The 24,170-nt window shown below is 44.9% G+C and carries 24 protein-coding genes; 19 read left to right on the top strand and 5 right to left on the bottom strand.

Features of this window, described 5'->3' with window-relative positions; genetic code table 11:
- Window positions 1-22: 22 nt before the first annotated feature.
- From LZG94_RS22335 to LZG94_RS22320, 4 genes are all read left to right on the top strand, one after another.
- Window positions 23-2,581 carry a circularly permuted type 2 ATP-grasp protein gene (locus tag LZG94_RS22335; RefSeq protein ID WP_233793916.1) on the top strand — a complete coding sequence of 853 codons (2,559 nt, stop codon included), beginning with the start codon at window positions 23-25 and terminating at the stop codon, window positions 2,579-2,581.
- On the top strand, window positions 2,571-3,446 hold the full coding sequence (locus tag LZG94_RS22330) for a transglutaminase family protein (protein WP_233793915.1): 876 nt from the start codon (window positions 2,571-2,573) through the stop codon (window positions 3,444-3,446). The genes LZG94_RS22335 and LZG94_RS22330 overlap by 11 nt, the downstream gene beginning before the upstream one ends.
- Before the next feature lie 204 nt (window positions 3,447-3,650).
- Window positions 3,651-4,631, top strand: coding sequence for a pyruvate dehydrogenase complex E1 component subunit beta (locus LZG94_RS22325; RefSeq protein ID WP_215236309.1), 981 nt, complete (start codon window positions 3,651-3,653; stop codon window positions 4,629-4,631).
- Window positions 4,632-4,828: 197 nt separating this feature from the next.
- A complete protein-coding gene (locus LZG94_RS22320) occupies window positions 4,829-5,215 on the top strand; it encodes a TraR/DksA C4-type zinc finger protein (RefSeq protein ID WP_215236377.1) in 387 nt (128 codons plus the stop codon).
- Window positions 5,216-5,452: 237 nt separating this feature from the next.
- Here the strand turns inward: LZG94_RS22320 and LZG94_RS22315 are convergent, their stop codons facing one another.
- Window positions 5,453-6,673: an exonuclease SbcCD subunit D gene (locus tag LZG94_RS22315; RefSeq protein ID WP_233793914.1), complete on the bottom strand. Its 1,221-nt coding sequence runs from the start codon at window positions 6,671-6,673 to the stop codon at window positions 5,453-5,455.
- Between the two features lie 89 nt (window positions 6,674-6,762).
- Here LZG94_RS22315 and LZG94_RS22310 point away from each other — a divergent pair, with 89 nt between their 5' ends.
- Window positions 6,763-7,542 (top strand): polysaccharide deacetylase family protein, encoded by a 780-nt coding sequence (locus tag LZG94_RS22310; RefSeq protein WP_233793913.1) that lies wholly within the window; start codon window positions 6,763-6,765, stop codon window positions 7,540-7,542.
- A 12-nt stretch (window positions 7,543-7,554) separates the two neighbouring features.
- Here LZG94_RS22310 and LZG94_RS22305 read toward each other — a convergent pair whose 3' ends face one another.
- The 4 genes from LZG94_RS22305 to LZG94_RS22290 form a co-directional block, all read right to left on the bottom strand.
- The gene (locus LZG94_RS22305; RefSeq protein WP_233793912.1) at window positions 7,555-8,670 is read right to left on the bottom strand and encodes an acyltransferase; all 1,116 of its coding nucleotides are present in this window, start codon (window positions 8,668-8,670) and stop codon (window positions 7,555-7,557) included.
- 11 nt (window positions 8,671-8,681) lie between these two features.
- On the bottom strand, window positions 8,682-9,203 hold the full coding sequence (locus tag LZG94_RS22300; RefSeq protein ID WP_215236313.1) for an HAD family hydrolase: 522 nt from the start codon (window positions 9,201-9,203) through the stop codon (window positions 8,682-8,684).
- 61 nt (window positions 9,204-9,264) lie between these two features.
- On the bottom strand, window positions 9,265-10,068 hold the full coding sequence (locus LZG94_RS22295; protein ID WP_233793911.1) for a Rossmann-like and DUF2520 domain-containing protein: 804 nt from the start codon (window positions 10,066-10,068) through the stop codon (window positions 9,265-9,267).
- A gap of 52 nt (window positions 10,069-10,120) precedes the next feature.
- A complete protein-coding gene (locus tag LZG94_RS22290; protein WP_233793910.1) occupies window positions 10,121-10,852 on the bottom strand; it encodes a DUF1080 domain-containing protein in 732 nt (243 codons plus the stop codon).
- A 151-nt stretch (window positions 10,853-11,003) separates the two neighbouring features.
- Here LZG94_RS22290 and LZG94_RS22285 point away from each other — a divergent pair, with 151 nt between their 5' ends.
- The 14 genes from LZG94_RS22285 (at window position 11,004) to ftsA (ending at window position 24,166) form a co-directional block, all read left to right on the top strand.
- Window positions 11,004-11,696 (top strand): hypothetical protein, encoded by a 693-nt coding sequence (locus tag LZG94_RS22285; RefSeq protein ID WP_233793909.1) that lies wholly within the window; start codon window positions 11,004-11,006, stop codon window positions 11,694-11,696.
- Window positions 11,697-11,861: 165 nt separating this feature from the next.
- Entirely contained in the window at window positions 11,862-12,305 is a 444-nt protein-coding gene (rplM, locus tag LZG94_RS22280; protein ID WP_233793908.1) for a 50S ribosomal protein L13, read from the top strand.
- 3 nt (window positions 12,306-12,308) lie between these two features.
- Window positions 12,309-12,695: a 30S ribosomal protein S9 gene (rpsI, locus tag LZG94_RS22275; protein WP_026631735.1), complete on the top strand. Its 387-nt coding sequence runs from the start codon at window positions 12,309-12,311 to the stop codon at window positions 12,693-12,695.
- Between the two features lie 183 nt (window positions 12,696-12,878).
- Window positions 12,879-13,706 carry a 30S ribosomal protein S2 gene (gene rpsB / locus LZG94_RS22270; RefSeq protein WP_233793907.1) on the top strand — a complete coding sequence of 276 codons (828 nt, stop codon included), beginning with the start codon at window positions 12,879-12,881 and terminating at the stop codon, window positions 13,704-13,706.
- A 126-nt stretch (window positions 13,707-13,832) separates the two neighbouring features.
- The gene (tsf, locus tag LZG94_RS22265) at window positions 13,833-14,669 is read left to right on the top strand and encodes a translation elongation factor Ts (RefSeq protein ID WP_215236318.1); all 837 of its coding nucleotides are present in this window, start codon (window positions 13,833-13,835) and stop codon (window positions 14,667-14,669) included.
- 137 nt (window positions 14,670-14,806) lie between these two features.
- A complete protein-coding gene (locus LZG94_RS22260; protein ID WP_233793906.1) occupies window positions 14,807-15,394 on the top strand; it encodes an RNA polymerase sigma factor in 588 nt (195 codons plus the stop codon).
- Window positions 15,395-15,500: 106 nt separating this feature from the next.
- Window positions 15,501-16,433: a DUF3078 domain-containing protein gene (locus LZG94_RS22255; protein ID WP_233793905.1), complete on the top strand. Its 933-nt coding sequence runs from the start codon at window positions 15,501-15,503 to the stop codon at window positions 16,431-16,433.
- 25 nt (window positions 16,434-16,458) lie between these two features.
- Window positions 16,459-16,788 (top strand): large-conductance mechanosensitive channel protein MscL, encoded by a 330-nt coding sequence (gene mscL, locus LZG94_RS22250; protein WP_215236321.1) that lies wholly within the window; start codon window positions 16,459-16,461, stop codon window positions 16,786-16,788.
- Window positions 16,789-16,937: 149 nt separating this feature from the next.
- The gene (gene murD / locus LZG94_RS22245) at window positions 16,938-18,281 is read left to right on the top strand and encodes a UDP-N-acetylmuramoyl-L-alanine--D-glutamate ligase (protein WP_233793904.1); all 1,344 of its coding nucleotides are present in this window, start codon (window positions 16,938-16,940) and stop codon (window positions 18,279-18,281) included.
- Window positions 18,282-18,302: 21 nt separating this feature from the next.
- Window positions 18,303-19,472, top strand: coding sequence for an FtsW/RodA/SpoVE family cell cycle protein (locus LZG94_RS22240; RefSeq protein WP_229254839.1), 1,170 nt, complete (start codon window positions 18,303-18,305; stop codon window positions 19,470-19,472).
- A 1-nt stretch (window position 19,473) separates the two neighbouring features.
- Window positions 19,474-20,571, top strand: coding sequence for an undecaprenyldiphospho-muramoylpentapeptide beta-N-acetylglucosaminyltransferase (gene murG / locus LZG94_RS22235; RefSeq protein ID WP_233793903.1), 1,098 nt, complete (start codon window positions 19,474-19,476; stop codon window positions 20,569-20,571).
- A gap of 21 nt (window positions 20,572-20,592) precedes the next feature.
- Window positions 20,593-21,996: a UDP-N-acetylmuramate--L-alanine ligase gene (murC, locus tag LZG94_RS22230; protein WP_233793902.1), complete on the top strand. Its 1,404-nt coding sequence runs from the start codon at window positions 20,593-20,595 to the stop codon at window positions 21,994-21,996.
- A 25-nt stretch (window positions 21,997-22,021) separates the two neighbouring features.
- A complete protein-coding gene (locus LZG94_RS22225; protein WP_215236324.1) occupies window positions 22,022-22,798 on the top strand; it encodes a cell division protein FtsQ/DivIB in 777 nt (258 codons plus the stop codon).
- 15 nt (window positions 22,799-22,813) lie between these two features.
- Window positions 22,814-24,166 carry a cell division protein FtsA gene (gene ftsA / locus LZG94_RS22220; RefSeq protein ID WP_233793901.1) on the top strand — a complete coding sequence of 451 codons (1,353 nt, stop codon included), beginning with the start codon at window positions 22,814-22,816 and terminating at the stop codon, window positions 24,164-24,166.
- The last annotated feature ends 4 nt before the right edge of the window (window positions 24,167-24,170 follow it).

The raw sequence follows: 24,170 nt of genomic DNA, 5'->3' as shown, positions 1-24,170 counted from the left end.
ATTAATCACCTGCTACGAAATTATGCTTACCGAGGCTCCCGTGAACCTGTTACAATCTTATCAAAGCGGACTGAGCTCTTACGACGAGGTGCTGGATTTGCGTGGAAACGTCAAGCCGCATTGGAACGCACTGTTCGCAACACTCGAAAAGCTGGGCCTGGATGAGCTGAAAAGCAGAAATCAGGAAATCATCGGGAAACTGCGGGAAAATGGGGTTACCTACAACGTGTACGGCTCGCCCGACGGCATGAACCGGCCGTGGCAGTTGGATCCGATCCCATTTTTGATCGAACAAAAAGAATGGAATCAAATTGCAAAAGGTTTACAGCAGCGCGCCGTGCTGCTGGACCTGATGCTTAAAGATCTGTACGGCCCGCAAAAGCTTGTACGTGACGGGATTATTCCGGCTGAATTAGTTTTTGACAATACCGGCTTTTTCAGGCCCTGCATTGATATTAAAATTCCCGGCTCAAACCAGCTTACCCTGTTTGCAGCAGATATGGCGCGCGGCCCAGACGGACAGATGTGGATCGTCGATAACCGGACGCAGGCACCTTCCGGCTCGGGTTATACCCTCGAAAACCGCGTTGTGATGAGCAAGCTATTGCCAGAGCTCGCAGACGGCATGTACGTGAGCAAGCTGGCCCCATATTTCAACAGCCTGCAAAGTACCATTTCCCGGCTTGCTGATAAAAGCAAGGATGCTCCCAATATCGTTTACCTCACGCCCGGGCCCAGTAACGAAGCTTATTTCGAACATGCTTACCTGGCTTCCTACCTCGGTTACACGCTCGCACAGGGCGACGACCTGCTTGTCCGTAACGGTTCTGTGTGGCTGAAATCCATTGATGGTTTGCAGAAAGTAGACGTGATCCTGCGCCGGATCGATGACGATTGGTGCGACCCGCTCGAACTGCGCGAAGATTCGCGGCTGGGAGTCCCCGGACTATTACAGGCGATCAGAATGGGAAATGTGCAGGTACTTAATGCGCCAGGTTCGAGTGTGCTTGAAAATCATGCGTTCCTCGCATTTATGGAGAATATCAGTCAGTATTTTTTGGGTGAAAAACTCATTATGCCTTCGGTCGCTACGTGGTGGTGCGGGCACCGGAAAGAGCTTAGCTACGTGCTGGAACATCTCGACGAACTGATTATTAAAAAAGGAAACCGGAAGACGAAGTTCAGGTCTATTTACGGCCGGCTGTTGAGTTTTCAGGAAAAGGAAGAGGTAAAACGGATGCTGTTAAAAAATCCGCACGAGTTCATCGCCCAGCAGGAAGTCAGCCTCTCTACTACTCCCTCGCTGATCAATGGAAATATAGAACCTCGTTACGCGGCATTGCGCGCATTTATGGTAGCTGATGAAAATGGCTATTACGTGATGCAGGGCGGATTGACGCGGAGCTCGCCTGTGAAAGACCGGTTTGTGATCTCCAATCAATATGGCGGACTTTCGAAGGATACGTGGATTGTTTCGAACAAAACCGAAGAAGTGCAGGAAAAGGTAAGTCTGCCGAGTCCTGCGTCGGTAAACAAGCACGTTTCGTTGCCGAGCCGCAGCGCCGAAAATCTTTTTTGGGTAGGAAGATATTGTGAGCGCACGATGGCGGTGATCAAGTTCATGAATATCACGATCAACGTACTGAATCTCGATCGGAACTTTGGCGGATCCGCCAAGCAGGAGCATATCAAGGTATTACTGCAATCCGTCACGCATTTATCGGCCACTTATCCGGGATTCCTGGATGAAGAAGTCGATCATTTCCGGAACCCTTATCAAGAGATCATCGACCTGATTTCCAATACAAACCGGCCCGGTTCTATCGCTTCCAATATTGGCGCATTTTTGAATGCGGTTGGGGCAGTGCGGAACCAGTGGGACCTGGAAACCTGGCGGATCGTGGATCTGATCGACAACGGATTTCATGAAATCCGGAATGCATCGAGCATGAACAGTAACAATATCCAGAAAACGCTGGACGGGCTTTTCAACAATATGTTCACGTTTCTGGGCGTGATCGCCGAAAGTATGCCGCGGGATAACAGCTTTTTGCTTTTAGAAACGGGCAAGCTGATCGAGCGCATTTTGTCGAGGATCAGTGTGATACAGTCTAACTTTGGGGTTGTTAATTCACAGGCGGTTGAAAATGAGCTTATTGAAGCGACTTTGATCAATCATCATTCCCTGGTCAATTACAGACAGATCTATAAATCGCATTTGAGTGTGGAGGCGATGCTGGATATGGTTTTGCTCGAAAAAGCGCTACCCTATTCGCTGGTATATATGCTGGACGAATTGAAAAGTAATCTTGGAAAACTACCTACTACCACCCGCGGCGACAGGCTCAATGAGGCTGAAAGGTCGGTACTGAAGGCTGTAACGGCAGTCAAACTCGCTAATGTTGCGGAATTGAGCAAAACCGGCCGAAATTCTGAAAGGCACGAATTGTTCAGCTTATTATCAGAGGTTTCCAGGTTAATATCTTCGGTTTCAATTAGTCTGACCAATATGTATTTCAGCCACACCATCATGCATCATTCTTTCTTTGAACCGGCAGATTACGACACGGATGAAATATAAGCTGGTACACAAAACGAAATATGAATATGCGCAGGCGGTGAACAATTACCATAGTTTGCTTTGTCTGATGCCGCGCACATTGCCAAATCAATCCTGCCGGAACTTCAATATCCAGATCACGCCGCAGCCTTCGCAGATCGTAGAGCGGACGGATTTTTACGGAAATAAAACACATTACTTTTCCCTTCACGCGCCGCACAAAGAGCTTACGGTACTCACCACTGCTTTGGTGGAACGGAATGTGGAAGACATGGGCGCGCTGTTTATGCCCTCTGAGATCAGCTGTGCGGCAGCGAGGCAGCGGCAGCTCGGTGACCGATCGCTGAAAATAGCTTTACTGGAATACATATTACCCAGTCCGATGGTGAAGTGGGGACAGGATATCACTGCTTTTGCCAGCGATTGTTTTCAGGAAGATATGCCGCTTTATGATTGTGTCATAAACCTTTGCCGTAAAATTTACACCGAATTCGACTTTGTGCCCGATTTTACGACTGTACATACCCCGATCGAGGAGGTACTCGCTGCCAAAAAAGGGGTTTGTCAGGATTTTTCACATCTGGCGATCGCCTGTATCAGGAGCTTTGGGTTCGCGGCCCGGTATGTGAGCGGTTATCTCGAAACATTACCGCCTCGGGGAAGACCAAAGTTGCAGGGTTCGGACGCTTCCCACGCGTGGATCTCGGTATTTATTCCCGATTACGGCTGGTGTGATTTTGACCCGACCAACAATGTGGTGCCCGGCGAGCGGCATATTGTCACAGCCTGGGGCCGCGATTACAGCGACGTGCCTCCATTGAAAGGGATCATTTTCAGCTACGGAAAACATACGCTCACAGTAGAAGTGGACGTAATCCCGGTTTAATGTCCGGTCGGCGAAAATTAGCTAGGTTATTTACCCTATTGGTTTTTGTAAAGATTTGAGAATTGGGCTTGTTTCTCTAATTTTACAATACGTTTTGAAAACAAGTCTATCAAACCTCTTTTAATGTAACCGGGCAAAGTAGTTGATTAGTTGGCTGGATTTTGCGAAGGTTTCTTCTAAGATTAAATAATTATACAATTACGAATGAAAGAATTAGCATTCAGAGATGCCATTCGCGACGCAATGTCGGAAGAGATGCGCCTTGACAAAAGTATCTTTTTGATGGGGGAAGAGGTTGCAGAATATAACGGTGCTTACAAAGCCAGTCAGGGAATGCTGGACGAATTCGGGCCGGAACGTGTGATCGATACGCCGATTGCCGAGCTTGGTTTCGCTGGAATCGCGGTAGGAGCAGCCGGAAACGGACTTCGCCCGATCGTCGAATTCATGACTTTCAACTTCTCACTTGTTGCGATCGACCAGATCATCAATAGCGCTGCGAAAATCCTTTCGATGTCTGCCGGCCAGTACGGTTGCCCGATCGTATTCCGCGGGCCAACCGGAAATGCAGGTCAGCTGGGCGCACAGCACTCTCAGAACTTTGAAAACTGGTATGCGAATACACCAGGTCTGAAAGTTGTTGTTCCTTCAAACGGTTACGATGCAAAAGGACTTCTTAAATCATCCATCCGCGACAATAACCCGGTGATCTTCATGGAATCCGAGGTAATGTACGGTGATAAAATGCAGATTCCTGACGAAGAATATCTGATCCCGCTGGGCAAAGCTGATATCAAACGTCAGGGAAAAGATGTTACTATTGTTTCTTTTGGTAAAATGATCCCGCGTGTGGTAATGCCGGCTATTCTCCAACTGGAAAAAGAAGGTATCGACGTGGAGCTGGTTGATTTGAGAACAGTTCGTCCTATTGACTATGCGACTGTTATTGAATCTGTAAAGAAAACAAACCGCTGCGTGGTAGTGGAAGAAGCCTGGCCGCTGGCATCTATTTCAACAGAAATAACTTACCATATCCAACGTCACGCATTTGATTTCATGGATGCGCCGGTAGTGCGGGTAACGAACCGCGACGTGCCTTTGCCTTACGCACCGACTTTAATTGAAGAGATATTGCCGAATACGAAGCGCGTTGTTGAAGCAGTCAAATCGGTACTTTACAAATAGTACAATCATGTTATAACACAAAGCCATATCCTGAAAGAGGTTGTGGCTTTGTTAGGTTATAGTCCCTCATATCAATGTTAGTAAGTTTCATGTAGGAAAGCGTTTGCATCTTTTGAAGTATACGTAAATAGCCGGAATACTCGTATTTTTATAGTTGAAAACGCTCCTTAATATAGATTAACATAATTATCATTAAGATCATGCAAGAAGAACGCACAAGATATTCAGAGGAAGAATTAAGGGAATTTGAAGAGTTGATTCGTGGGAAGCTGGATGCAACAATGAGTGAACTGAATTATATTAAAGGAGGACTGAGCAAGAAAAATGATAGTGGAACGGACATTACGGCAGGTTCGGCGAAGCTGGTAGAAGACGGAGCAGATGCGAGTGAGCGCGAAAACCTCAGCCAGCTGGCCGCCCGTTTACAGAAATATTCAGTGCAGCTTGAAAACGCATTGATCCGCATCAAGAACGGCACATACGGTGTCTGCATCGACACAGGCAAACTAATCCCCAAAGAGCGCCTACGCATCGTACCGCACACGCAACAAACGATTGAAGCGAAGCTAAGAAGAGCGAGTTGAAATATGTAAATGTAGCAGATGCAAAATAGGCTATTCCAGGAGGAATAGCCTATTTTGCTATATAATGAGCTTTGAAGGCGAAAATAGGCCACGGGGTGGCCCCCTGTTTATAGCATCGGCAATAAAAAATGTGTGGTCTCCGGAGGAGACTCCTGCCGGAGTCGTTGTATTTTCCGGGTCGTATTTTTCTATAAACAGGGGGGCTCCTACCGGAGCTTTTCGATCCTCACTTATCTATTATTCTCCTTCGGTTCCTAATACCTCACGAAATACCTCCAATAATCCTTCCGACGGTTCCTGGCCTTTGTTTTTGCTTTTGAAGTATTCCTGAAAAAGCTTTTCCATACTGAGTGAAAGGTCTACTCCGGAAGTGGCTTCTGCCAGCTCGGGCTTTTTGATTTGGGGAATGATCTGGATAATGCCCGGATGCGCCTCCATCAACCGTTTCTTGTCCGAGGCTTCGAGGTAATTATCGGAAACGATCGTTAATTCGATCAGATCCTCTGGATATTCGCCCAGCCACACAATCGCGTCGTCGATGCTCTGAAAGCTTTTTCTTCTCAATTTTTTTCCTTTCAATAATTCAACCGGCCGGTAGCTGATCAATTTTCCTGCTTCCGCTTCCAGTATCACCACATATTTAGTCTGGTTGGACTCTGAAAAGCTATACGCTAGCGGGCTGCTTGAATACACGGCGGGAGCAGGTTTTTTGTCAACTACCTGATATCTATGCAAATGTCCGAGTGCAATGTAGTGCACATTTTCAGGGAAATTTTCAGTGTAAATAGCCTGCGCGCCGCCAATATGCAGGATCGGCCGCTCTTCTTCGGGCTCTTCCGGTACAGGTTCGCCTTTTTTCATTACAAATAAATGAGTAGCCAGCAGGTTGAAACCTTTATCATCTAGGTATTCGTCAGCCAGCTTTTTCCAGTGTTCCTGCAAATGCAGCCGCAACAGCTCTTCGGAATCTTCCACGCCCAAAAACGTTTTCAGGCGTTGTTCGTTCGCATAAGGTGTGTGCAAAATACGGAGTGGGAAGTCGCAGTTGGGAAGTGTTATTTCAATAAAACCCCGCGTTGTTCTGATAATCTCGACTTTTCCCTGCGTGCAGAAAGCTTTTACTTCGGTATTTGGAAAACCTACAAACAATATCCCGCAGACCTTCGCAAGAGCATCGGGTACCTGAATGCGCTCGGGGGAATCGTGGTTACCGGCGATGGCAATAACCGCACGTGTTCCGTTTGCTGAGAGTCGGTGTAATGTACTGTATAGTAACTCCGTAGCTTCCGATGACGGGTTGAAATTGTCAAAAAGGTCACCTGCGATAACAATAGCGTCGACCTGCTCATTTTCGGCGATTTCACATATTTCTTCCAGTACCAGCCGCTGCTCTTCCAGTCTTGAATAGAGGTCGAGTTTTTTACCGATATGCCAGTCTGCCGTGTGAAGTATTTTCATTTGTGTGATTAATTTAGCGAAAATAACATTTCATTCCCGAAGTATTGAAACATTGCATACCCCGAAGAAAGCGAACATTTGCGCTGAAATTGCTGCTGATTTTAATTGGATTTTATACGTTATCCTGCCAGCAAAAAGGTAGTGAGCAGAATCGTGCGGGTGTCGCTATTTCATTTGACGATCATTTCATCAATGAATGGTACGCATTGAGGCCGCTTTTTCAGAGATACGGGGCAAAGGTTACATTCTATATTACCTGCTCCGACAGTCTGACTACGGATGAAATATTGAAATTAAAGCAACTGGAAAATGACGGACACGAGATTGCGTTTCATAGTACGACGCACGGAAAATCTACTGAGATCATCGCAGCCGGCGGCCCGGAAGGATATTATACTACTGAGATCGAGCCTGGAATGAAATATATGAATGCAGCAGGATTTACACCCACTTCCTACGCGCACCCAGGTGGAAATCACAATGAAACGGTGGATTCGGTTTTGTATGCAAATGGGTTCAAAATCATTCGCGACGTGGCGATCTCGAAACGAAAACTGCTTGGGTTTCAGATTTATGCGTTGGCGCCGCGATTAATGCCCTGGATTTTTTATGATTTTAAAAAAGAAAAATCCGTAGATGCGCTATTGATAGATACCGATACCGGGCTGACTGAAACTGCCATGAAAGAAGCGATCCGGCGCGCAAAAGAGACGCGCACTGCGTTGATGCTGTTTGGACACGAACCACTTTACAAAGCACCCGAAAATGGTGAATATGGATTTAATGTAAATTTTCTGGAAACGATCCTGAAAGAGGCAAAAGCGCAAAACCTGCATTTTTATAAAATGTCGGAGCTGGCGGATCAATAGTATTAAGGAAGTTTATCTGCCGAATTTTCTGTCCTTGAATCTGAGCAAAGGCTGTTCAAAGTAAGAAAAAGAAAGCGAGGCTACCGCAACGGAGCCCAGTAGTGTCAGCACGTAGAGTCCAACCTGGTAGGAAGTGCCACTCCACTCAGGAATATACCTGTTTAAAATGGTAATAATCAATACAATCACTACCACGTGATACAGGTACAATCCGTAAGAAATCTTCCCCAAATGCTCCATGACCGGATTTTGCAGACTGATAATGGACTTCGGGTTGCAGGATACATTCAGAATAAAGAATGCGAAAAACAACGCGTACACTTCAAGGAAACCAAAGAAATGCACGCCTGAAAAGAAGAGTATCAATAGCAGGGTGTAACCGATAATCTGTATATCTTTTCTGAAAATAATATCCAGAAATCTATCTTTTCCAGTGTAAACCAGCCACGCGCATAATCCACCCAGCGCCATAGTCTGTATCCTAAACTGCCCCAGAAAAGTACTTATCATCGACTTTCGCGCTTCTTCAGTAGGATCGGCAATTTCGAGCCCGATGTACAGGAGTGCGGCACTCAAAGCCAGAAACAAAATCACAATCGGAATACTGCGTTTCGGGTATTTAATAAGCCAGGGCCAGAGGTAGTAAAACTGCTCTTCCACTCCGATCGACCACGTTTGTGCGCACCAATAGGGGAGATCGTATAAAACAAAAGCGTAATTTGGGAATACCAAAAGTAAAAGGATAAGCCGCTCGGCTGCGTCAGTTGCCAGCTTCTCGTCGATACCCGGGTAATCGAGCAAATCAATATGCGGGAAAACGAAAAAGGAAAGACCGATGATCAGAAAGTAAATAGGCCAGATGCGGAATACGCGCCGCAGATAGAATTTCTTCGCGTCGACATTACCAAAACGGCCTTTTTCATCCAGCAAAAGATAAGTGATCAGGAAGCCGCTGAGGACGAAGAACAGGCCCACACCCAGCCTGCCGGCATGCTGCACAATAGGCACTTCGTACATATTAGCAATTCCCAGTGCATGTTTGGCCTGTTCGAGGTGATGAAAAATAACCAAAACCGCAGCGATGCAGCGAACGCCGTTCAAATTGGGGAAGTAACGCCTTTTTTCCACTTCGGATTCAATTATTCAAACCACGCCATCCATTTCCCCTGCACCTTCATTACCTGTTCAATCAGGTCGCGAACTGCGCCGTGTCCGCCATTTTTAGGAGATATGTAGTCGGATAAAGCGAGGATCTCTTCGGCAGAGTCAGCCGGGCAAGCAGCCATTACGCCGGTTCGCATTACTTCGTAGTCGGGCAGGTCGTCGCCCATGAAAACAATCTCATTTATATTCAGACCGGTTTCTGCAAGGTATTTTTTGAAAACAGGCAGTTTCCCGTCGGGAGAAGTTCCAATGAAAATATCCTTCACACCCAGATATTCGAGCCGCTTGCGCACGCCCATTTGACTTTGCGCGGAGATAATAGCCACTCTGTAACCCATTTTGATCGCGCGATTGATCCCATAACCATCGCGTACGTTGAAAATCCTGGGCTGCTCGCCGGTTTCGAGGGCGATCACACTGCCGTCGGTCATCACGCCGTCGATATCAAAAATGAAAGTGGTAATCTGGCTGAACCGTTCCGTTAACGTAGAACTCATGAAAATGGTCAATTGGGAATGCTGCAAATATAGGCTAACTTTTTTCCAGACGGTGTTTTTGCTATTTCGAAATGTAGGTATTCCTGATTTTGTCGGTCAGCAGTCTGTAAATCTCGGTCCAGTCCTCATTGGTTTCCTGCAGGTATTCCAGATGCCGGCCCGTCGTTTTCCAGTCGCCGCGGCGAGCCGGGCCGGTTTGTCCCAGCGACGGATCGTTTGACTGCAGTGCTTTGGAAATCGTAGTTTGTATCAGTGGTTTCAGTAAGTCAAAACTTAACTGCTCCCTTTCCAGCAGTTCGTGTGAAACGGTAAGGAGATAGTTGGTGAAATTGCTTGCGAAAACGGCAGCTACGTGGAGTATAAACCTTTCGTCGGAGTCGGTCCGGCTAACCTGGTCGCTGATACTCTGTGCGAGCGCGATCAGTTTGTTTTCAATCAGTTCAGTTTTTGATTCAATACAAAAAGGAAGATCCCGGTAGTCCATTTCGACATCTTTCGTGAAGGTTTGCAGCGGATAAAAGACACCGGTATGAACAAAAACGTCGCTATATATCTCCACCAGATTTTGGAATTCCGCCAGTGAGCGCGTGCCTGATGTGTGTACCAGAATAACGCCTTCCGGCAATACAATTCTTTCGATCACACTTTCGATTGCATCGTCACTTACCGCGATCACGATCACCTCTGCCTCGCTTTCTGAAAAGTTGAGGTCGGGCTGGATATTGGTATCGTACAGATTGGAAGCCAGTTGACGCGCTTTTTGGGTGTCCCTGCTGTAAACTTCGCAAATCCAGTGGCCAGCCTCTTCGAAAGCCTGAGCAAGATGCCAGGCTACATTCCCGGCACCTACGAAGGAAATTTTCATGAATAAGTAAAATTTGTCTAGCTATAAATATTGCGTAAAAAGACCCGACTGACTAGTTAACGAGCGGCGCGGTTTGTTCCGGAGAAGTAATGCCGCCCGGCAATTCCATAATGCGCATATTGCGAAAGTGTATCTCCGCACCCTCGGCTTCCAGGCAGATATAGCCTTTCTTTCTTTCAGAGGCGCGTAACCCGTTCACAAATTTCCCGTTTACTGATAATTTCACGGTTCCGTCGACGCACACTACCACATATTTGTTCCATTCGCCTTTTCCTTTACAGCGTTTTTCAAGAGACTTGCTTCTGATACCGCGCGGGTTATCGGGTATCGCAGTCATTCCCATGGTTGGGAATAATTCGCCGTGCACGTAGTCTTCGGTTGCATTATGCTGAGGTGCGTATTCGAGTTCGAGCATTTGTACTTCGATCGCCTTGGTAAGCGGGTCATTTTCCTGCGGCGTGCCTTCGCTCCAGACGAATATACCTGAGTTGCCGCCCGCCTCCATGTGTTTCCATTCCACTTCCAGAATGAAATTTTCATATTGGCGATCAGAGCGCATTACTCCGATCGGTTTGCCGGAACAAATCAGTGTGCCGTTTTTCACTTTCCAGGTCTCCTTGGAAGTATTGACATCAACCCAGCCGTCGAGATTTTTCCCGTTAAAAAGCGGACGAAAGCCTAGTTTATCAACATCCTGTGCTATTAATGGGAATGAACACAAGGTCAGACACAGCATTAAACCAAGCGTAAATAATGTTGTGAGATTGGGTAAGAAATTTTTCATGGGTTTAGTGATCAAGGTTTTATAAATCTTTAAATACGCATTCGTACCGGAAATCCGCAATATCGCAAATCTTCGCATCCTGCAAACTATATTTGCTTCTCAGGATCTTTTTAACATATCTTTTCGGTCAATAACATTTGCGTATTCAAGAATGAAGGCACTTCACATACTACCGTTTTTTGCTTTAATCCTGTTCAGTAATACCGTAACCGGCCAGCGCCAGTCGCAGGTGAGTGCGGGAATTGATGTAGGTTCTGGTTTTAACAGCACATCCTGGGCACCTTCTATTCTTTATCATGAAGAAATAAGCCCAAATAATGTACCCTGGCTGCGCTTCGGGCTCGGGCTTCGGGCGTGGGGATATTATGCAGGCAGGACCAATTTGTATTCTAAAAAGTCGGATACAGATTTTCTTGAATTCGACAATATTTCAGCAAATGGTGTCAGTTTTGTAGCCGGGATCAACCTTCGTTTCTGGCGGATCGACCTGGGCGTTAATACCGATTTGATCGGCGCGTCACTCGGTTCACGCAGACGCGGGTATTATGATAAATTGATAGGAAGCGGGACAGGGAAGCCAAATTATGGTCAGTGGCTTTCCACTTCACCTGTGATCCTCAATCTTGTACCATTGGCTTTGAAGAACTACAATGGCCAATCTGAGGTATACGCGCGGATATTTTTAACAAAACGATTCGGGTTGAAACTAGGCTACGTCCACGGCCAGATTGCTTATCTAACCCAGGAAAGAAATAATACTAAAGTGTTACTTGATAACAGACAACGCCGCGCTTATAATTTTTATGGATTACCTTATGCAGCTGTAAGCTTTCCGATCTACTAGTTTTGTTTTCTGTCAAATAGCCTCACAGAGCCCGCCGTCGTCCGAAATTTCCAAAACATACTTGTAATTCAATTTGTTAAACTCTATATTTGCACTCCCATTTTGCGATGGGACTGTCTTGTTACAGTGTAATATATTGAAAATCAATTAAATTTTTTGTTAATCGTGGATACGTTAAGCTACAAAACCATCTCGGCGAACAAAAACACAGTAAACAAGGAGTGGGTTGTTGTGGATGCTCAGGATGCAGTTCTTGGTCGTTTGGCCAGTGAGGTTGCTAAAATTATCAGAGGCAAACACAAAACCAGTTACACTCCTCATGTGGATTGTGGTGATAATGTTATCATTATCAACGCCGATAAAATTAAGTTGACAGGAAAAAAGATGACCGACAAAATTTATGTTCGTCATACTGGCTATCCGGGAGGTCAACGTTTTCAAACTCCCCGTGAGTTGCTCGAAAAACACCCAGAACGTGTGATTGAGAAAGCCGTAAGAGGTATGCTTCCAAAGAATCGTTTGGGACGTCGTTTGTTTACTAATCTGTTTGTTTACGCAAAGCCGGAACATCCGCACAGCGCGCAGCAACCAAAAGAAATCCAGTTGTAATTCATGGAAGTGATCAACACAATAGGTAGAAGAAAAACAGCTGTGGCTCGTATTTATATGACGCCAGGCAAAGGAGATATTAAAGTAAACGGTCGCGATTACAAAGAATACTTTCCATTTGAAGTACACCAGATCGTTCTTCAGCAACCTTTCGCTGTGATCAGCGGAGGTAATGGTTACGATCTTAAAGTAAATGTAAGAGGCGGCGGGATCTCAGGACAGGCGGAAGCAATCCGTATGGCTGTTTCCCGCGCACTTTGCGAATACAACGGAGAATTCCGTGGTGCGTTGAAAAAAGAAGGATTTCTTACCCGTGACCCTCGTATGGTTGAACGTAAGAAATACGGACGCGCTAAGGCTCGTAAACGGTTCCAGTTCTCGAAACGTTAATAAGAAATGGTCATTTGTGGTCATTTATAGTCAGTGGGTCATTTATTGTTCTTATTAAAAACAACAAGTGACCATTAATGACAACAAATGACACTTACTGACGACAAATTGTCCAGACGTTGCTTATCGTGCCCGATGCTTCGTGCTGCGTAATTTCAAAACATTCAAAATTTTAAATCTGCAATGGCACAAATAGAATATAAAGAACTATTGGATGCAGGTGTCCATTTTGGTCACCTTACCCGCAAGTGGGATCCACGTATGGCTCCGTATATCTTCATGGAGAAGAACGGGATCCACATCATTGACCTGAACAAAACTTTGAGCTGCATCAATGACGCTGAGGCTGCGTTGAAGCAAATCGTTCGTTCAGGACGTAAGATCATGTTTGTTGCTACTAAAAAACAAGCACAGGAAATCGTAACGGAAGAGGCGAAACGCCTTAAAATGCCTTACGTAACTGATCGCTGGTTGGGTGGTATGCTTACAAACTTCGGCACAATTCGCAAGTCTTTGAAAAAAATGCAGACTCTTGAGAAGATGCTAAAAGACGAAACCACGGTTAGCAATATCGCGAAAAGAGAACGCCTGATGCTTACACGTGAAAAGGATAAATTGGAAAGAGTGTTAGGTGGTGTAGCTGACTTAACCCGTCTTCCTGCTGCCCTTTTCATCGTTGATGTAAAACGCGAGCACATTGCAGTTTCAGAAGCAAAAAGGTTGAACATACCTATTTTTGCAATCTGCGACACGAACTCAAACCCTGAATTAGTTGACTTCCCAATCCCAAGTAATGACGATGCTTACAAAGCAATTTCGTTAGTTACCCTCGCGATTGGAAAAGCGATCGAAGAAGGTTTGATGGAACGCAAACAAGATAAAGACGATCAGCGTCTGGTTGAGGAAGAAGAAGCCAAACGTCAGGCTGACAAAGGCAATGAAGAAGCTGCTCCTGCTGCACCACGTGCAGAAGTTGCGGAAGAGGCACCGGCTGAAAGTGATGGAGAATAATAATTAGGGCGATATGGCTTGGGTTCTGAATCCATGTTTGTATCTGATTAGATAAAAATAGCCCATAGCCATTTCGCTATGGGCTATCATTTTTTTAAAGAAATAAAAATTTATACAAACCAAATCATGGCAATTACCGCACAAGATGTAAACAAACTCCGCCAAATGACCGGCGCAGGCATGATGGATTGCAAAAAAGCACTTCAGGAAGCTGATGGCGATTTTGACAAAGCCGTTGATATTCTACGTAAGCAGGGACAAAAAGTAGCTGCAAAACGCGCTGATAACGCGGTTTCAGAAGGTACAGTGGTTGTTGAGATCAGTGCTGACGGAACAAACGGAAAGCTGATCGCATTAGCTTGCGAAACTGAGCCGGTTTCTAATGTAGAAGATTTCAAAAATCTGGCGAAAAGCATTTTGGAAAAAGCTGTTGCCGACGACATTTCCGACAAAGAGACTTTGCTTGCTGCTACACTTGCAGACGGACGTCCGGTTAGCGAGCATATCGTTGATCTGGTTGGTAAATTGGGAGAAAAGCTTGAAATCACTGCTTACGAAAACGTAACTGCTGACCAGGTTGTGCCTTATATTCACTCTAATGGAAAATTGGGTGTATTGGTAGCATTCAACGGTGTGAACGGAACGGATGTTACTGAATTGGGTAAAGACGTTGCGATGCAAATTGCAGCGATGAAACCTATTGCTCTTGACAAAGATGAAGTTGATGCTGCTACAATTGAGCGCGAAATTGAAGTTGGAAAAGAGCAGGCGCGTGCGGAAGGTAAGCCGGAAGCAATGCTTGAAAAAATTTCTCAGGGCAAACTTCAGAAGTTTTACAAAGACAATACCCTGCTAAACCAGGAATTTGTTAAAGATTCTTCTCTTACAATTCGTCAGTTGTTGGAAAAAACGAGCAAAGGGCTTACAGTTAAGTCCTTCAAACGCGTAGCGATCGGGGGCTAATATTTCCCGTTAATAAAATAATGTTGACAACGCCTGGTATGTACTTGTATACCAGGCGTTGTTTTTTAATATTTACAAAAAATTAAAGTCCTTCTTGGTTTTTTTATACACACTATTAGTAATATTTCGACTGCCGGATGATTGAAAATCTATTTAACGATTATGTTCCGCATAGTGCATCTGATGAAGAATTAGTCAAGCTTTTCTTAGATTCCAGAGACAATTACTACTTCCAAAAGCTTTACGAGCGCTACGTGCTCAAAGTCTATCAAAAATGTCTTTCATTCACGAAAGATACATCCCGGGCGCAGGACCTAACCCACGACGTATTCCTGAAGTTGCTTTCCAAAATGAGCACTTTCAAAGAGGATGCGAAATTTTCTACCTGGCTTTTTTCAATTACTTACAACCAGTGCATGGACCTGGTACGATCCGGGCGTAAAAGGATTGTGACTATTTATGCAGAGAATGCTGATCAGCAGGACGACTTCGATATACAGCGGGTTTTCGAAGTTGAAGAAATAAATACCATCAGTTTGAAAACCGCCCTGAGTCAGCTGAATCTTGAAGAAAAAGCCCTTTTATACCTGAAATATCTCGACAATCGCACTATTCGGGAAATTGCCCTCATTTTCAAAATGACAGAAAGTGCGGTGAAAATGAGGCTAATGCGCTCCCGGGAGAAGCTCAGGAAAAAATATCTGGAGACAGTTCTGTTCAGCTAGTTTTTAAAAAATTCAAAAATGCCTTACCTTAACCGGGCGCTTCTCAACATTTTTGAAACAATTCACTACGGAACTCAATGGATTTCTTTCACTGAAATTGAAACGCATGAGCAGCATATCTCGAAGTTTACTCTCGGTTACCTTCTTTTTATTAGTACTCTCTAATTTTTTAGTATTCTCCCAAAACAACGTTGATCTTTCTAACCCAATTAACGCAGGCCGTTTCAAAGCGCCGGGAGATACCATCTGGAAAAAAATCGAGTTCGGGGCTAACCTGAATCAGGGCTCATTCAGCGGGAACTGGACCGGCGGAGGGGTTAATTCTATCGCACTCGGGTTGTTCTTTAACGCCTTGAACGAGAAGAAAAAGGGCAAAAATTCGTGGCGGAATGATTTTCAATCTCAATATGGTATTGTCAGGAACAAAGGACAGCTCAGCCGCAAAAATGTCGACAGGATCTTCTTCGATACGAAGTATAACAGGGATCTGACAGAGAAATGGAGCCTTTTCGCGAATATAAACTTTCTTTCACAGTTCGGAGCAGGATACACTTATTCTGATAATCCCGATTCTTCACGAATAAAAAGGAAGGTTTCCGGCATTCTCTCACCCGCCTATCTGACAGAGGCAGTTGGTATTGAATACCGGCCGGTACCTTATTTCTTTATAGATTTCGCGCCTGGCGCATTGCGTCAGACGATCGTCGTAGACACGGATCTGTATGTGAATACGCCCGAGCAGAAAAATTATGGCGTACCTATAGGGAGGAGGGTGAGGACGGAAGCCGCTCTTATACAGCTCGTAGCCAACTTCGATAAGGATATCGCAAAAGATATTAATCTGAAATTTCGCTATCTGATGTTTTCAAGCTTCAAGCACCCATTGAATATCGATAACAGGCTGGACGCGATGCTTACTGCGAAGATCAATAAGTACGTGAATGTAAATCTGGGTGGAATTATGGTTTATGATCAGGATCAAAGTGATGAAGTTCAATTTGCACAGGCACTCAGTATAGGATTTTTGTATTCGTTTTAATTTCACCAACTAACCTCGACTTATTATGCTTCAGGAATTCAAGATTTTTATTGCTAAGGGCAATGTATTAGATCTGGCAGTCGGTGTTGTCATCGGTGCTTCTTTCGGGAAAATCACCACTTCGCTGGTGGAGGATATCATCAATCCGGTACTCGGTTTGATCATAGGCGGCGTGGATTTTACTCAATTGAAAGTTGTTCTGAAAGAGGCTGTGGGCGAAACGCCGGAGGTTGCAATTAAGTACGGTAATTTCATTCAGGTGTTGATCCAGTTCGTTATTATTGCGTGGGTAATTTTCATGATTGTGAAGCTGGCAAATCGTTTGAGGATATCTGAATCGCTTAAAAAGGAATAGATAAAAACCATAAATATTTGTTGTAAAGAGGCATATCTGATATGCCTCTTTTTTATTAGGGGTATTTGCTGAAAGAGTAAAAAAAGTTTTCAGCAAAAGATTTACCTTCGTAGTTAGGGCATTTTTTGCAAATGATTAATTGAATTCCTGTGCAACAAAAAGTAGTCATCTTGGGTGGTGGAGAGAGCGGTGTCGGAGCCGCTATTCTTGCGAAATCCAAGGGTTTTAAGGTTTTTTTATCAGATAAGGGAAAGCTTCACGATAGGTATATTGAAATACTTCGAAAGGAAGATATAGCATTCGAGCAGGAGCAGCACACCACTGAAAAAATTCTGGATGCAGATCTGGTTGTAAAAAGTCCAGGGATACCAGATACAGTGCCCCTGATCGTTGCGTTGAGGGAAAAGTCGGTTCCCATAGTTTCCGAAATTGAATTTGCCGCAGGCTATACCAATGCACGGATCATCGCAATTACGGGTAGCAATGGAAAAACAACTACAACGCTACTCACCTATCATTTGCTCAAAAATGCAGGTTTGAAGGTTGGGCTGGCTGGTAATATCGGCGATAGCTTTGCCTGGCAGGTAGCTACGCAGCAGCATGATTTTTATGTGCTGGAAATCAGCAGTTTCCAGTTAGACAATATCTTAAATTTTCATCCCGAAATTTCGGTTTTACTCAATATTACACCCGATCATTTAGATCGGTACGGATATGATTTTCAGAACTATATTAATTCAAAGTTCAATATTATTCAAAACCAGACCGACGAAGACTACCTGATATATTTTAAAGAAAGTGAGGTAATTCAAACGGAGCTGGAAAAGAGAAATCCGCAGGTTCGAAGGGTGGAAATTTCTTTAAATGAAACAACGATTGAAGGAGCTTATCTCAGCGATGGAAAGTTGATTTCCACTATTAAAGGAGAAACTTTTGAGGAAGATTTTGGCACCTTACCAATAAAAGGCCCGCACAATGCGATCAACGCAATGGCCGCAATTTCGGTCGCGCGCCTATTGAATATTGACCATTCAAAGATCAGCGAGGGATTAAGATCATTTAAAAATGCTCCTCACAGGCTCGAAGTAGTGGAAGTGATCGATGGAGTAACCTATGTAAACGATTCCAAAGCTACCAATGTAGATTCCGTTTTTTATGCGCTCGGCAGTTTCAACCAGCCGGTGATTTTGATCGCGGGAGGAGTGGATAAGGGAAATGATTATACGCAAATCGAGGAGCTTGTACGTAATAAAGTGAAGGGTTTGGTAGTTCTGGGTAAAGACCCTGAAAAACTCGTCAAGTACTTTTCGGGAATTGTTCCGGTCATTTTTGAGACTGAAAATATCCAGGAAGCTGTGGAGAAAGCTAGGGAATGGGCGGTAGATCAGGACGTTGTGCTCTTGTCGCCGGCTTGCGCCAGTTTCGATCTGTTCAGAAATTACGAGGACCGGGGAGAGCAGTTTAAAGCCGCAGTCAGAAATCTCGTCCATTAAAATACTAATCTGATTTAAGCAATGGCTTCACCCAATATTGATCTCCTGAATAAAACCAGGGAAGACACGCAGGCCTGGTTTGCAAAGAACCTGAAAGGTGACCCCTGGATCTGGGGCATTTGCATTATCATGCTGCTTTGGAGCATCGTGGTAGTGTATAGTGCGAGTGTAAAAGATGCTTATAGCCAGATGGACGGAAATACGGAATACTATCTGTATAAGCACGTGTTGCTGTGCGTATTATCTCTGGTAGTGATGTTTTTTATCCACCGGATTCCTTATATCAAATTTGTTTACGTCACCCGGCTGGCGGTTTGGAGCTCGATATTGCTCCTGGTTTTCACCATGTTTTTCGGAACCTCGGTCAACGATGCTTCACGGTGGATCGAGATTCCCGTAATCGGCCAGCGGTTTCAGCCTTCGGAATGGGCGAAAGTTGCCCTGATCGCACATTTGTCGCTGATTTTAGCGAGACATATTAAAGGCGGCTGGAATACGCGCGAGCTATTTATGGAGCCGCTTTCACTGGTAGGCGTCGTTTGCGGACTTATTTTTACAAGTAACGTTTCCACGGCCGTCATGTTGGCGGGAATATGCTTCCTGCTGATGTTTGTGGGGAAAGTCCCTATTCATTACCTATTGTTTACAGCATTAGGACTTGTATTTTTCGCAACCATCGCGATCCTCCTCAATTCTACCCAGAGAGCAGGAACTGCACAAAACCGGATATCCGCATTTTTTGATAAAGATGTTGTTGTGTACCAATCGCAGCAATCCTATATGGCGATGGCGCGGGGCGGACTATACGGGGAAGGCGTAGCCAAAAGCCGGCAGCGAAGATTCCTTCCCGAACCTCAAAAAGACTTTATTTTCGCAGTAGCCGTGGAAGAATACGGTACAGTTGGCGGTACGATTCTCATTGTTTTGTATCTCATATTACTCTATCGCGGGCTGAAAGCAATCGAAGCCACCAAGCGGCCATTTGGGGGGTTGCTATCCGCCGGACTCACGTTCATTGTCGTCAGCCAGGCTTTTTCGGCCATGGCTGTCACAGTGGGACTGGTGCCGGTCACCGGACAAACGCTACCGTTTTTTAGTCAGGGAGGTACTTCCTTATTATTTACGGGAATGGCGATGGGAATGATTCTCAGTGTGAGTCGCGGTGAATTTGTGGAAGAGAAACGGATCTGATATGCCTAAAAAAGTGATTATTAGTGGGGGCGGAACCGGCGGACATATTTACCCGGCAATTGCAATTGCCGATGCATTAAAACAGAGAGATCCTGATTTGGAAGTACTTTTTGTAGGCGCTTTGGGTAAAATGGAAATGGAAAAGGTACCGAGGGCGGGCTATGAAATCGTCGGCTTGCCAATTGCGGGAATTAAAAGGGCGCTTTCATTGGATAATCTTGCGCTGCCTTTTAAAATGATTAACAGTTTGCTGAAAGCGAAGTCGATTATCGAGCGTTTCAAACCTGATGTGGCAGTAGGTGTAGGCGGATTTGCAAGCGGGCCCTTGTTGATGATGGCTTCTTACGAAGGTATCCCGACTTTAATCCAGGAGCAGAACTCGTACGCGGGTATTACCAATAAATTTTTAGCTAAAAAAGCAGCAAAAATCTGTGTTGCTTATCCGGGAATGGAAGGGTTTTTCCCGCAGGAGAAAATCGCTGTTCTAGGTAATCCGGTACGAAGCGATATCGTAGATGTTTCTTCCAAACGTCGCCAGGGTTATGCACATTTCGGGTTGCAGGAAGATAAGAAAACGCTTTTCGTAATGGGCGGAAGTCTAGGTGCGAGATCAATTAATGAGAGCATGAACGAGGGACTGGCCCGTTTTCTGGATCAGGGATACCAGATTTTATGGCAAACCGGCCGGACTTATATTGATACTGCCAAACTTGCTATTGAAAATTTGCACACTGACGCGATCAAAGCTTTTGAGTTTATATATACAATGGACTTGGCTTATGCTATTGCAGATGTGGTGGTATCGAGGGCGGGCGCATTGTCTGTTTCAGAACTTTGCCTTGCGGCGAAGCCTGCTATATTGATACCCTTTCCAGCCGCATCAGAGGATCATCAGACTAAGAATGCACTGGCGCTGGTGGATCAGGATGCTGCCTGGTTGGTCAAAGATGCTGCGGCTAAAGACGAGCTTGTGAATAGAGCATTAGAATTGCTCGGGGATATGGGAGAGCAGGAAAAATTGAAAACCAATATCAGAAAGCTGGCCAAGCCAACTGCCGCCGACGATATTGCAGAAGAAGTATTGAAATTAATCATGTAATTAACATTGACTATACGTAGCATGTCGTCTTCAATGACCAATTGGAAATATATTTATTTTGTGGGGATCGGCGGGATCGGGATGAGTGCACTGGCCCGCTGGTTTAAGGCCAATGGATTTGAAGTCGCAGGTTACGATAAAACGATGACGCCACTGGTTCGCAGCCTGATGAGTGAAGGAATTGAGGTAACGCTTGAAGATTCCATTGGAACGATCCCACGTACTTTCCTCGAAGATCCTGATAAAACGCTGGTGATCTATACACCTGCAGTGCCAGTGCAACACCAGCAGATGCTCCATTTTCGTGATACAAACTTCCTGATCCTGAAACGCTCGCAGGTACTTGGCATTTTAACCAAAAACCTGAGGACAATAGGGGTGGCAGGCACGCACGGGAAAACCACTACTTCTTCGCTTGTTGCACATATCCTGAAACATGCGCACGTAAACAGTACCGCATTTTTAGGAGGTATCACTCAAAATTATGGGACTAACCTGCTTTTAAATGAGCCTACGGACCGTTTGGAAGAGGTTTTTTGTGTTGTAGAAGCAGATGAATTTGACCGATCTTTTTTGACACTTTTCCCCGAAATAGCAATCGTCACTTCCACCGATGCGGATCATCTTGACATTTATGGAAAGCATGAGGCTGTACTGGAATCTTTCCGGGATTTTGTCGGGCAGATCGATGAGGACGGTGTGCTTTTTATGAAAACGGGACTGCAGCTTTCAGGAAGTACCAAAGCAGAAGTGCTTTCCTATTCACTGGACTCGGGTGTATTTCATGCCAGGAATATTCATATTAAAAACGCTAGATTCGTTTTTGATTTTGTGTATCCTGACGGTGTGATCGAAGGTATTGCCATGAAAATTCCAGGCTATCATAATATTGAGAATTCCATTGCAGCCAGCGCAGTTGCTTTACATGTGGGAGTTTCACCTGAGAAAATAAAGGAGGCGCTGGAAAATTATGGGGGCGTGAAGCGGCGCTTTGAATACCAGGTCGAAGAGGAGGGAAATGTCTATATTGATGATTATGCTCACCATCCGGCCGAAATTGAAGCTTTTCTTTCTTCTGTCAAAGGTTTATATCCCGGCAGGCACGTAACGGCGATTTTTCAGCCTCATCTTTTTACCAGAACCCGCGATTTTACAGAAGGTTTCGCAGAAAGTCTATCTCTGGCTGACCGTCTTTTATTGCTGGAAATATATCCGGCAAGAGAGCAGCCAATTGAAGGAGTAACATCTCAGATAATCCTGGAAAAGGTGCAATCTGAGGATAAGCAAATTATTTCTAAAGACAAAGTACTTAGCATTTTAGGAGAATTAAATACGGATATTGTGGTAACAATAGGGGCCGGAGATATTGATACTTTGGTCGAGCCTCTGGCAATCCAGCTCAGAAATCGGTTTGTGAATAATTAATAATAGCATTGTTAATATTACTAAGATGTTACGTAAATTTGACTATTCACGGCTTTTGTTGAAACGTAGTTTGTGGCTTCTATTGCCAATTGCCGGAATAGGTATGGCAGAAAGCAAGCTGACTCAGCAACGTTGTACCAATCTGGTAATATCGATCAAAGGAGACTCAGGAGCCCGGTTTTTGGATCAAATGGATGTCCGGATGTTATTGACAGAAAACGGGGGAGACCCCCTGTTGGGAAGCAGGCTGAAAGACGTTGCTATGAATGATCTGGAGCAACGGGTGAAGCGGAACAGACTGATCAGAAAATGCCAGGTTTTCAGTGACCTTCGGGGTAATATAGTTGTAGAAGTAGAACAGGAAAAACCGCTAGCGCGCTGGATCAATACTTCTGAAAATGGAGAAACGCGGAATACGTCGGGATACTATATTAGCGATGAAGGCGTTTTTTTTCCTCTATCAGAAAATTATTCAGCAAGAACATTATTGGTTTCGGGCGCTTTTTTCAATGAGCCCGAAAAGTTACAGAACGCGAAGGGAGCACCCGTCATGGACTTACTTCATTTTCTGAACACAGACCCATTCTGGAAAGCGCAGGTAACGCAGTTGAATGCAGATATTGACGGAGAAATTAGTCTGATGACCGTCGTAGGTGATCAGCAGATTGAATTAGGAACAGCGGAAGATTATCAGTCTAAATTTAAAAAGCTCAAAATATTCTACGATAAAGTATTGAGCCAGGACTGGAGCAGATTTAAAAGAATAAGTGTTAAGTTTCAAGATCAAATAGTTTGTGAATAATAATTCACCTTTAGCATGGCACACGAAAAAATTGTAGTTGGAGTTGATATCGGAAGTACTAAGATAGCCGTGATCGCAGCACAGGGAACGTCTTCCGGGTCACGTCAGAACAATATAGAAATTCTGGGTTTTAGTGAAGTACCCGTGCCTGCCGGAGCAGTAATAAATGGATCAGTAGAAAATATAAAACAGGTTGGTAGCGCGATAAGGGAGGCTCTTCAGGAAGCTTCACTGCGGTCTGACCTGGATATCGGCGTTGTAAATGTAAGTTTCAGCGGGACGCACGTAAAAGTGACTTCGCAGAGCGATGGCGTAATTCGGCCTTCTGCATCATCAGGAGAGGAAGTTACACAACGCGATGTGGATCAGCTTGTTGATGATATGTACCGCGCGAAGATCGAGCCAAATTACGATGTACTGCATGTATTGCCGATGGACTTCGTTGTTGACAATTCGATGGGCATTAAGGAGCCGGTTGGGCGCACAGGAATCAAGCTGGGCGGCAATTTCCTGATTGTATCTGCAAATAATCAATCAATCCAGCGCACCAAAAAAAGCCTGGCGGACGCTGATCAGAATTTAAGATGTGATAAAATGGTACTGGGGCCGCTGGCTACCAGTTTGGCTGTTTTAACGGATAATGAAATAAAGGCTGGTATTGCATTGGTCGATATTGGTGACCATACTACGGATCTGATCATTTATCAGGACCGCATTATCAGGCATATTGCTACTTTCCCGGTAGGTGGCCGTCATATTACAAATGACCTTGCTCTGGGATGCAACATCCAATACGAAAACGCAGAGCAGCTGAAAAAGCAATATGGCGCTGCGCTTGCTGCGGATATTCCCCTTAACATAGAAATCCTGGTCAATTATCTTGCTGGCAGGCAACCGAAGCCGGTTTTGAAGAAGAATATTGCATTGATTATCGAAGCCAGGCTGAAAGAAATTGCTGCGATGGTATATGCCGAGATCATCAAATCCGGCTATCTCGACAGGCTTATCGGCGGTATTGTGCTGACGGGAGGCTCTGCGAATATCGATGAGATAGAATTATTATTTGAAAAAGTGACTGATATGTCCGTTCGGGTCGGTTATCCCGAAAATCTGGAAAGAACGGCCAAAGCTGACGCGGTGAGCAATTCTTCATTCAGTACTGCAATTGGTCTTGCGTGGGCGGGCCTGAAATCCATCGACCCGAGGGTTAAGTCTGTTTGTAAACCAGCTACTGCTCTTACAGCCAGCGTTGTTCAAAAAGAGAAACCTAAAGAAGTGAAGGAGCCTGTCAAAAAAAATGGCGGTACATTCTGGGATAACATCAATAATATTATTGGCAAAAAGGACGATAGTTTAGGCGACTATTGAAAAA

The organism is Dyadobacter sp. CY343, from assembly GCF_021390335.1.
GTDB lineage: Bacteria > Bacteroidota > Bacteroidia > Cytophagales > Spirosomataceae > Dyadobacter.
Note: the sequence above shows the minus strand (reverse complement) of the source record. Positions and strands in the feature narration are given on the sequence as shown.

What these genes read in the sequence shown, in the direction of transcription:
- murC (WP_233793902.1), top strand. Translation starts at nt 20,593, where the DNA reads ATGTCGTCTTCAATGACCAATTGGAAATATATTTATTTTGTGGGGATC.
- LZG94_RS22260 (WP_233793906.1), top strand. Translation starts at nt 14,807, where the DNA reads ATGATTGAAAATCTATTTAACGATTATGTTCCGCATAGTGCATCTGAT.
- LZG94_RS22240 (WP_229254839.1), top strand. Translation starts at nt 18,303, where the DNA reads ATGGCTTCACCCAATATTGATCTCCTGAATAAAACCAGGGAAGACACG.
- mscL (WP_215236321.1), top strand. Translation starts at nt 16,459, where the DNA reads ATGCTTCAGGAATTCAAGATTTTTATTGCTAAGGGCAATGTATTAGAT.
- ftsA (WP_233793901.1), top strand. Translation starts at nt 22,814, where the DNA reads ATGGCACACGAAAAAATTGTAGTTGGAGTTGATATCGGAAGTACTAAG.
- tsf (WP_215236318.1), top strand. Translation starts at nt 13,833, where the DNA reads ATGGCAATTACCGCACAAGATGTAAACAAACTCCGCCAAATGACCGGC.
- LZG94_RS22295 (WP_233793911.1), bottom strand. Translation starts at nt 10,068, where the DNA reads ATGAAAATTTCCTTCGTAGGTGCCGGGAATGTAGCCTGGCATCTTGCT.
- LZG94_RS22335 (WP_233793916.1), top strand. Translation starts at nt 23, where the DNA reads ATGCTTACCGAGGCTCCCGTGAACCTGTTACAATCTTATCAAAGCGGA.
- LZG94_RS22290 (WP_233793910.1), bottom strand. Translation starts at nt 10,852, where the DNA reads ATGAAAAATTTCTTACCCAATCTCACAACATTATTTACGCTTGGTTTA.
- LZG94_RS22255 (WP_233793905.1), top strand. Translation starts at nt 15,501, where the DNA reads ATGAGCAGCATATCTCGAAGTTTACTCTCGGTTACCTTCTTTTTATTA.
- LZG94_RS22285 (WP_233793909.1), top strand. Translation starts at nt 11,004, where the DNA reads ATGAAGGCACTTCACATACTACCGTTTTTTGCTTTAATCCTGTTCAGT.
- LZG94_RS22325 (WP_215236309.1), top strand. Translation starts at nt 3,651, where the DNA reads ATGAAAGAATTAGCATTCAGAGATGCCATTCGCGACGCAATGTCGGAA.
- rpsI (WP_026631735.1), top strand. Translation starts at nt 12,309, where the DNA reads ATGGAAGTGATCAACACAATAGGTAGAAGAAAAACAGCTGTGGCTCGT.
- rpsB (WP_233793907.1), top strand. Translation starts at nt 12,879, where the DNA reads ATGGCACAAATAGAATATAAAGAACTATTGGATGCAGGTGTCCATTTT.
- murG (WP_233793903.1), top strand. Translation starts at nt 19,474, where the DNA reads ATGCCTAAAAAAGTGATTATTAGTGGGGGCGGAACCGGCGGACATATT.
- LZG94_RS22300 (WP_215236313.1), bottom strand. Translation starts at nt 9,203, where the DNA reads ATGAGTTCTACGTTAACGGAACGGTTCAGCCAGATTACCACTTTCATT.
- LZG94_RS22315 (WP_233793914.1), bottom strand. Translation starts at nt 6,673, where the DNA reads ATGAAAATACTTCACACGGCAGACTGGCATATCGGTAAAAAACTCGAC.
- LZG94_RS22330 (WP_233793915.1), top strand. Translation starts at nt 2,571, where the DNA reads ATGAAATATAAGCTGGTACACAAAACGAAATATGAATATGCGCAGGCG.
- LZG94_RS22225 (WP_215236324.1), top strand. Translation starts at nt 22,022, where the DNA reads ATGTTACGTAAATTTGACTATTCACGGCTTTTGTTGAAACGTAGTTTG.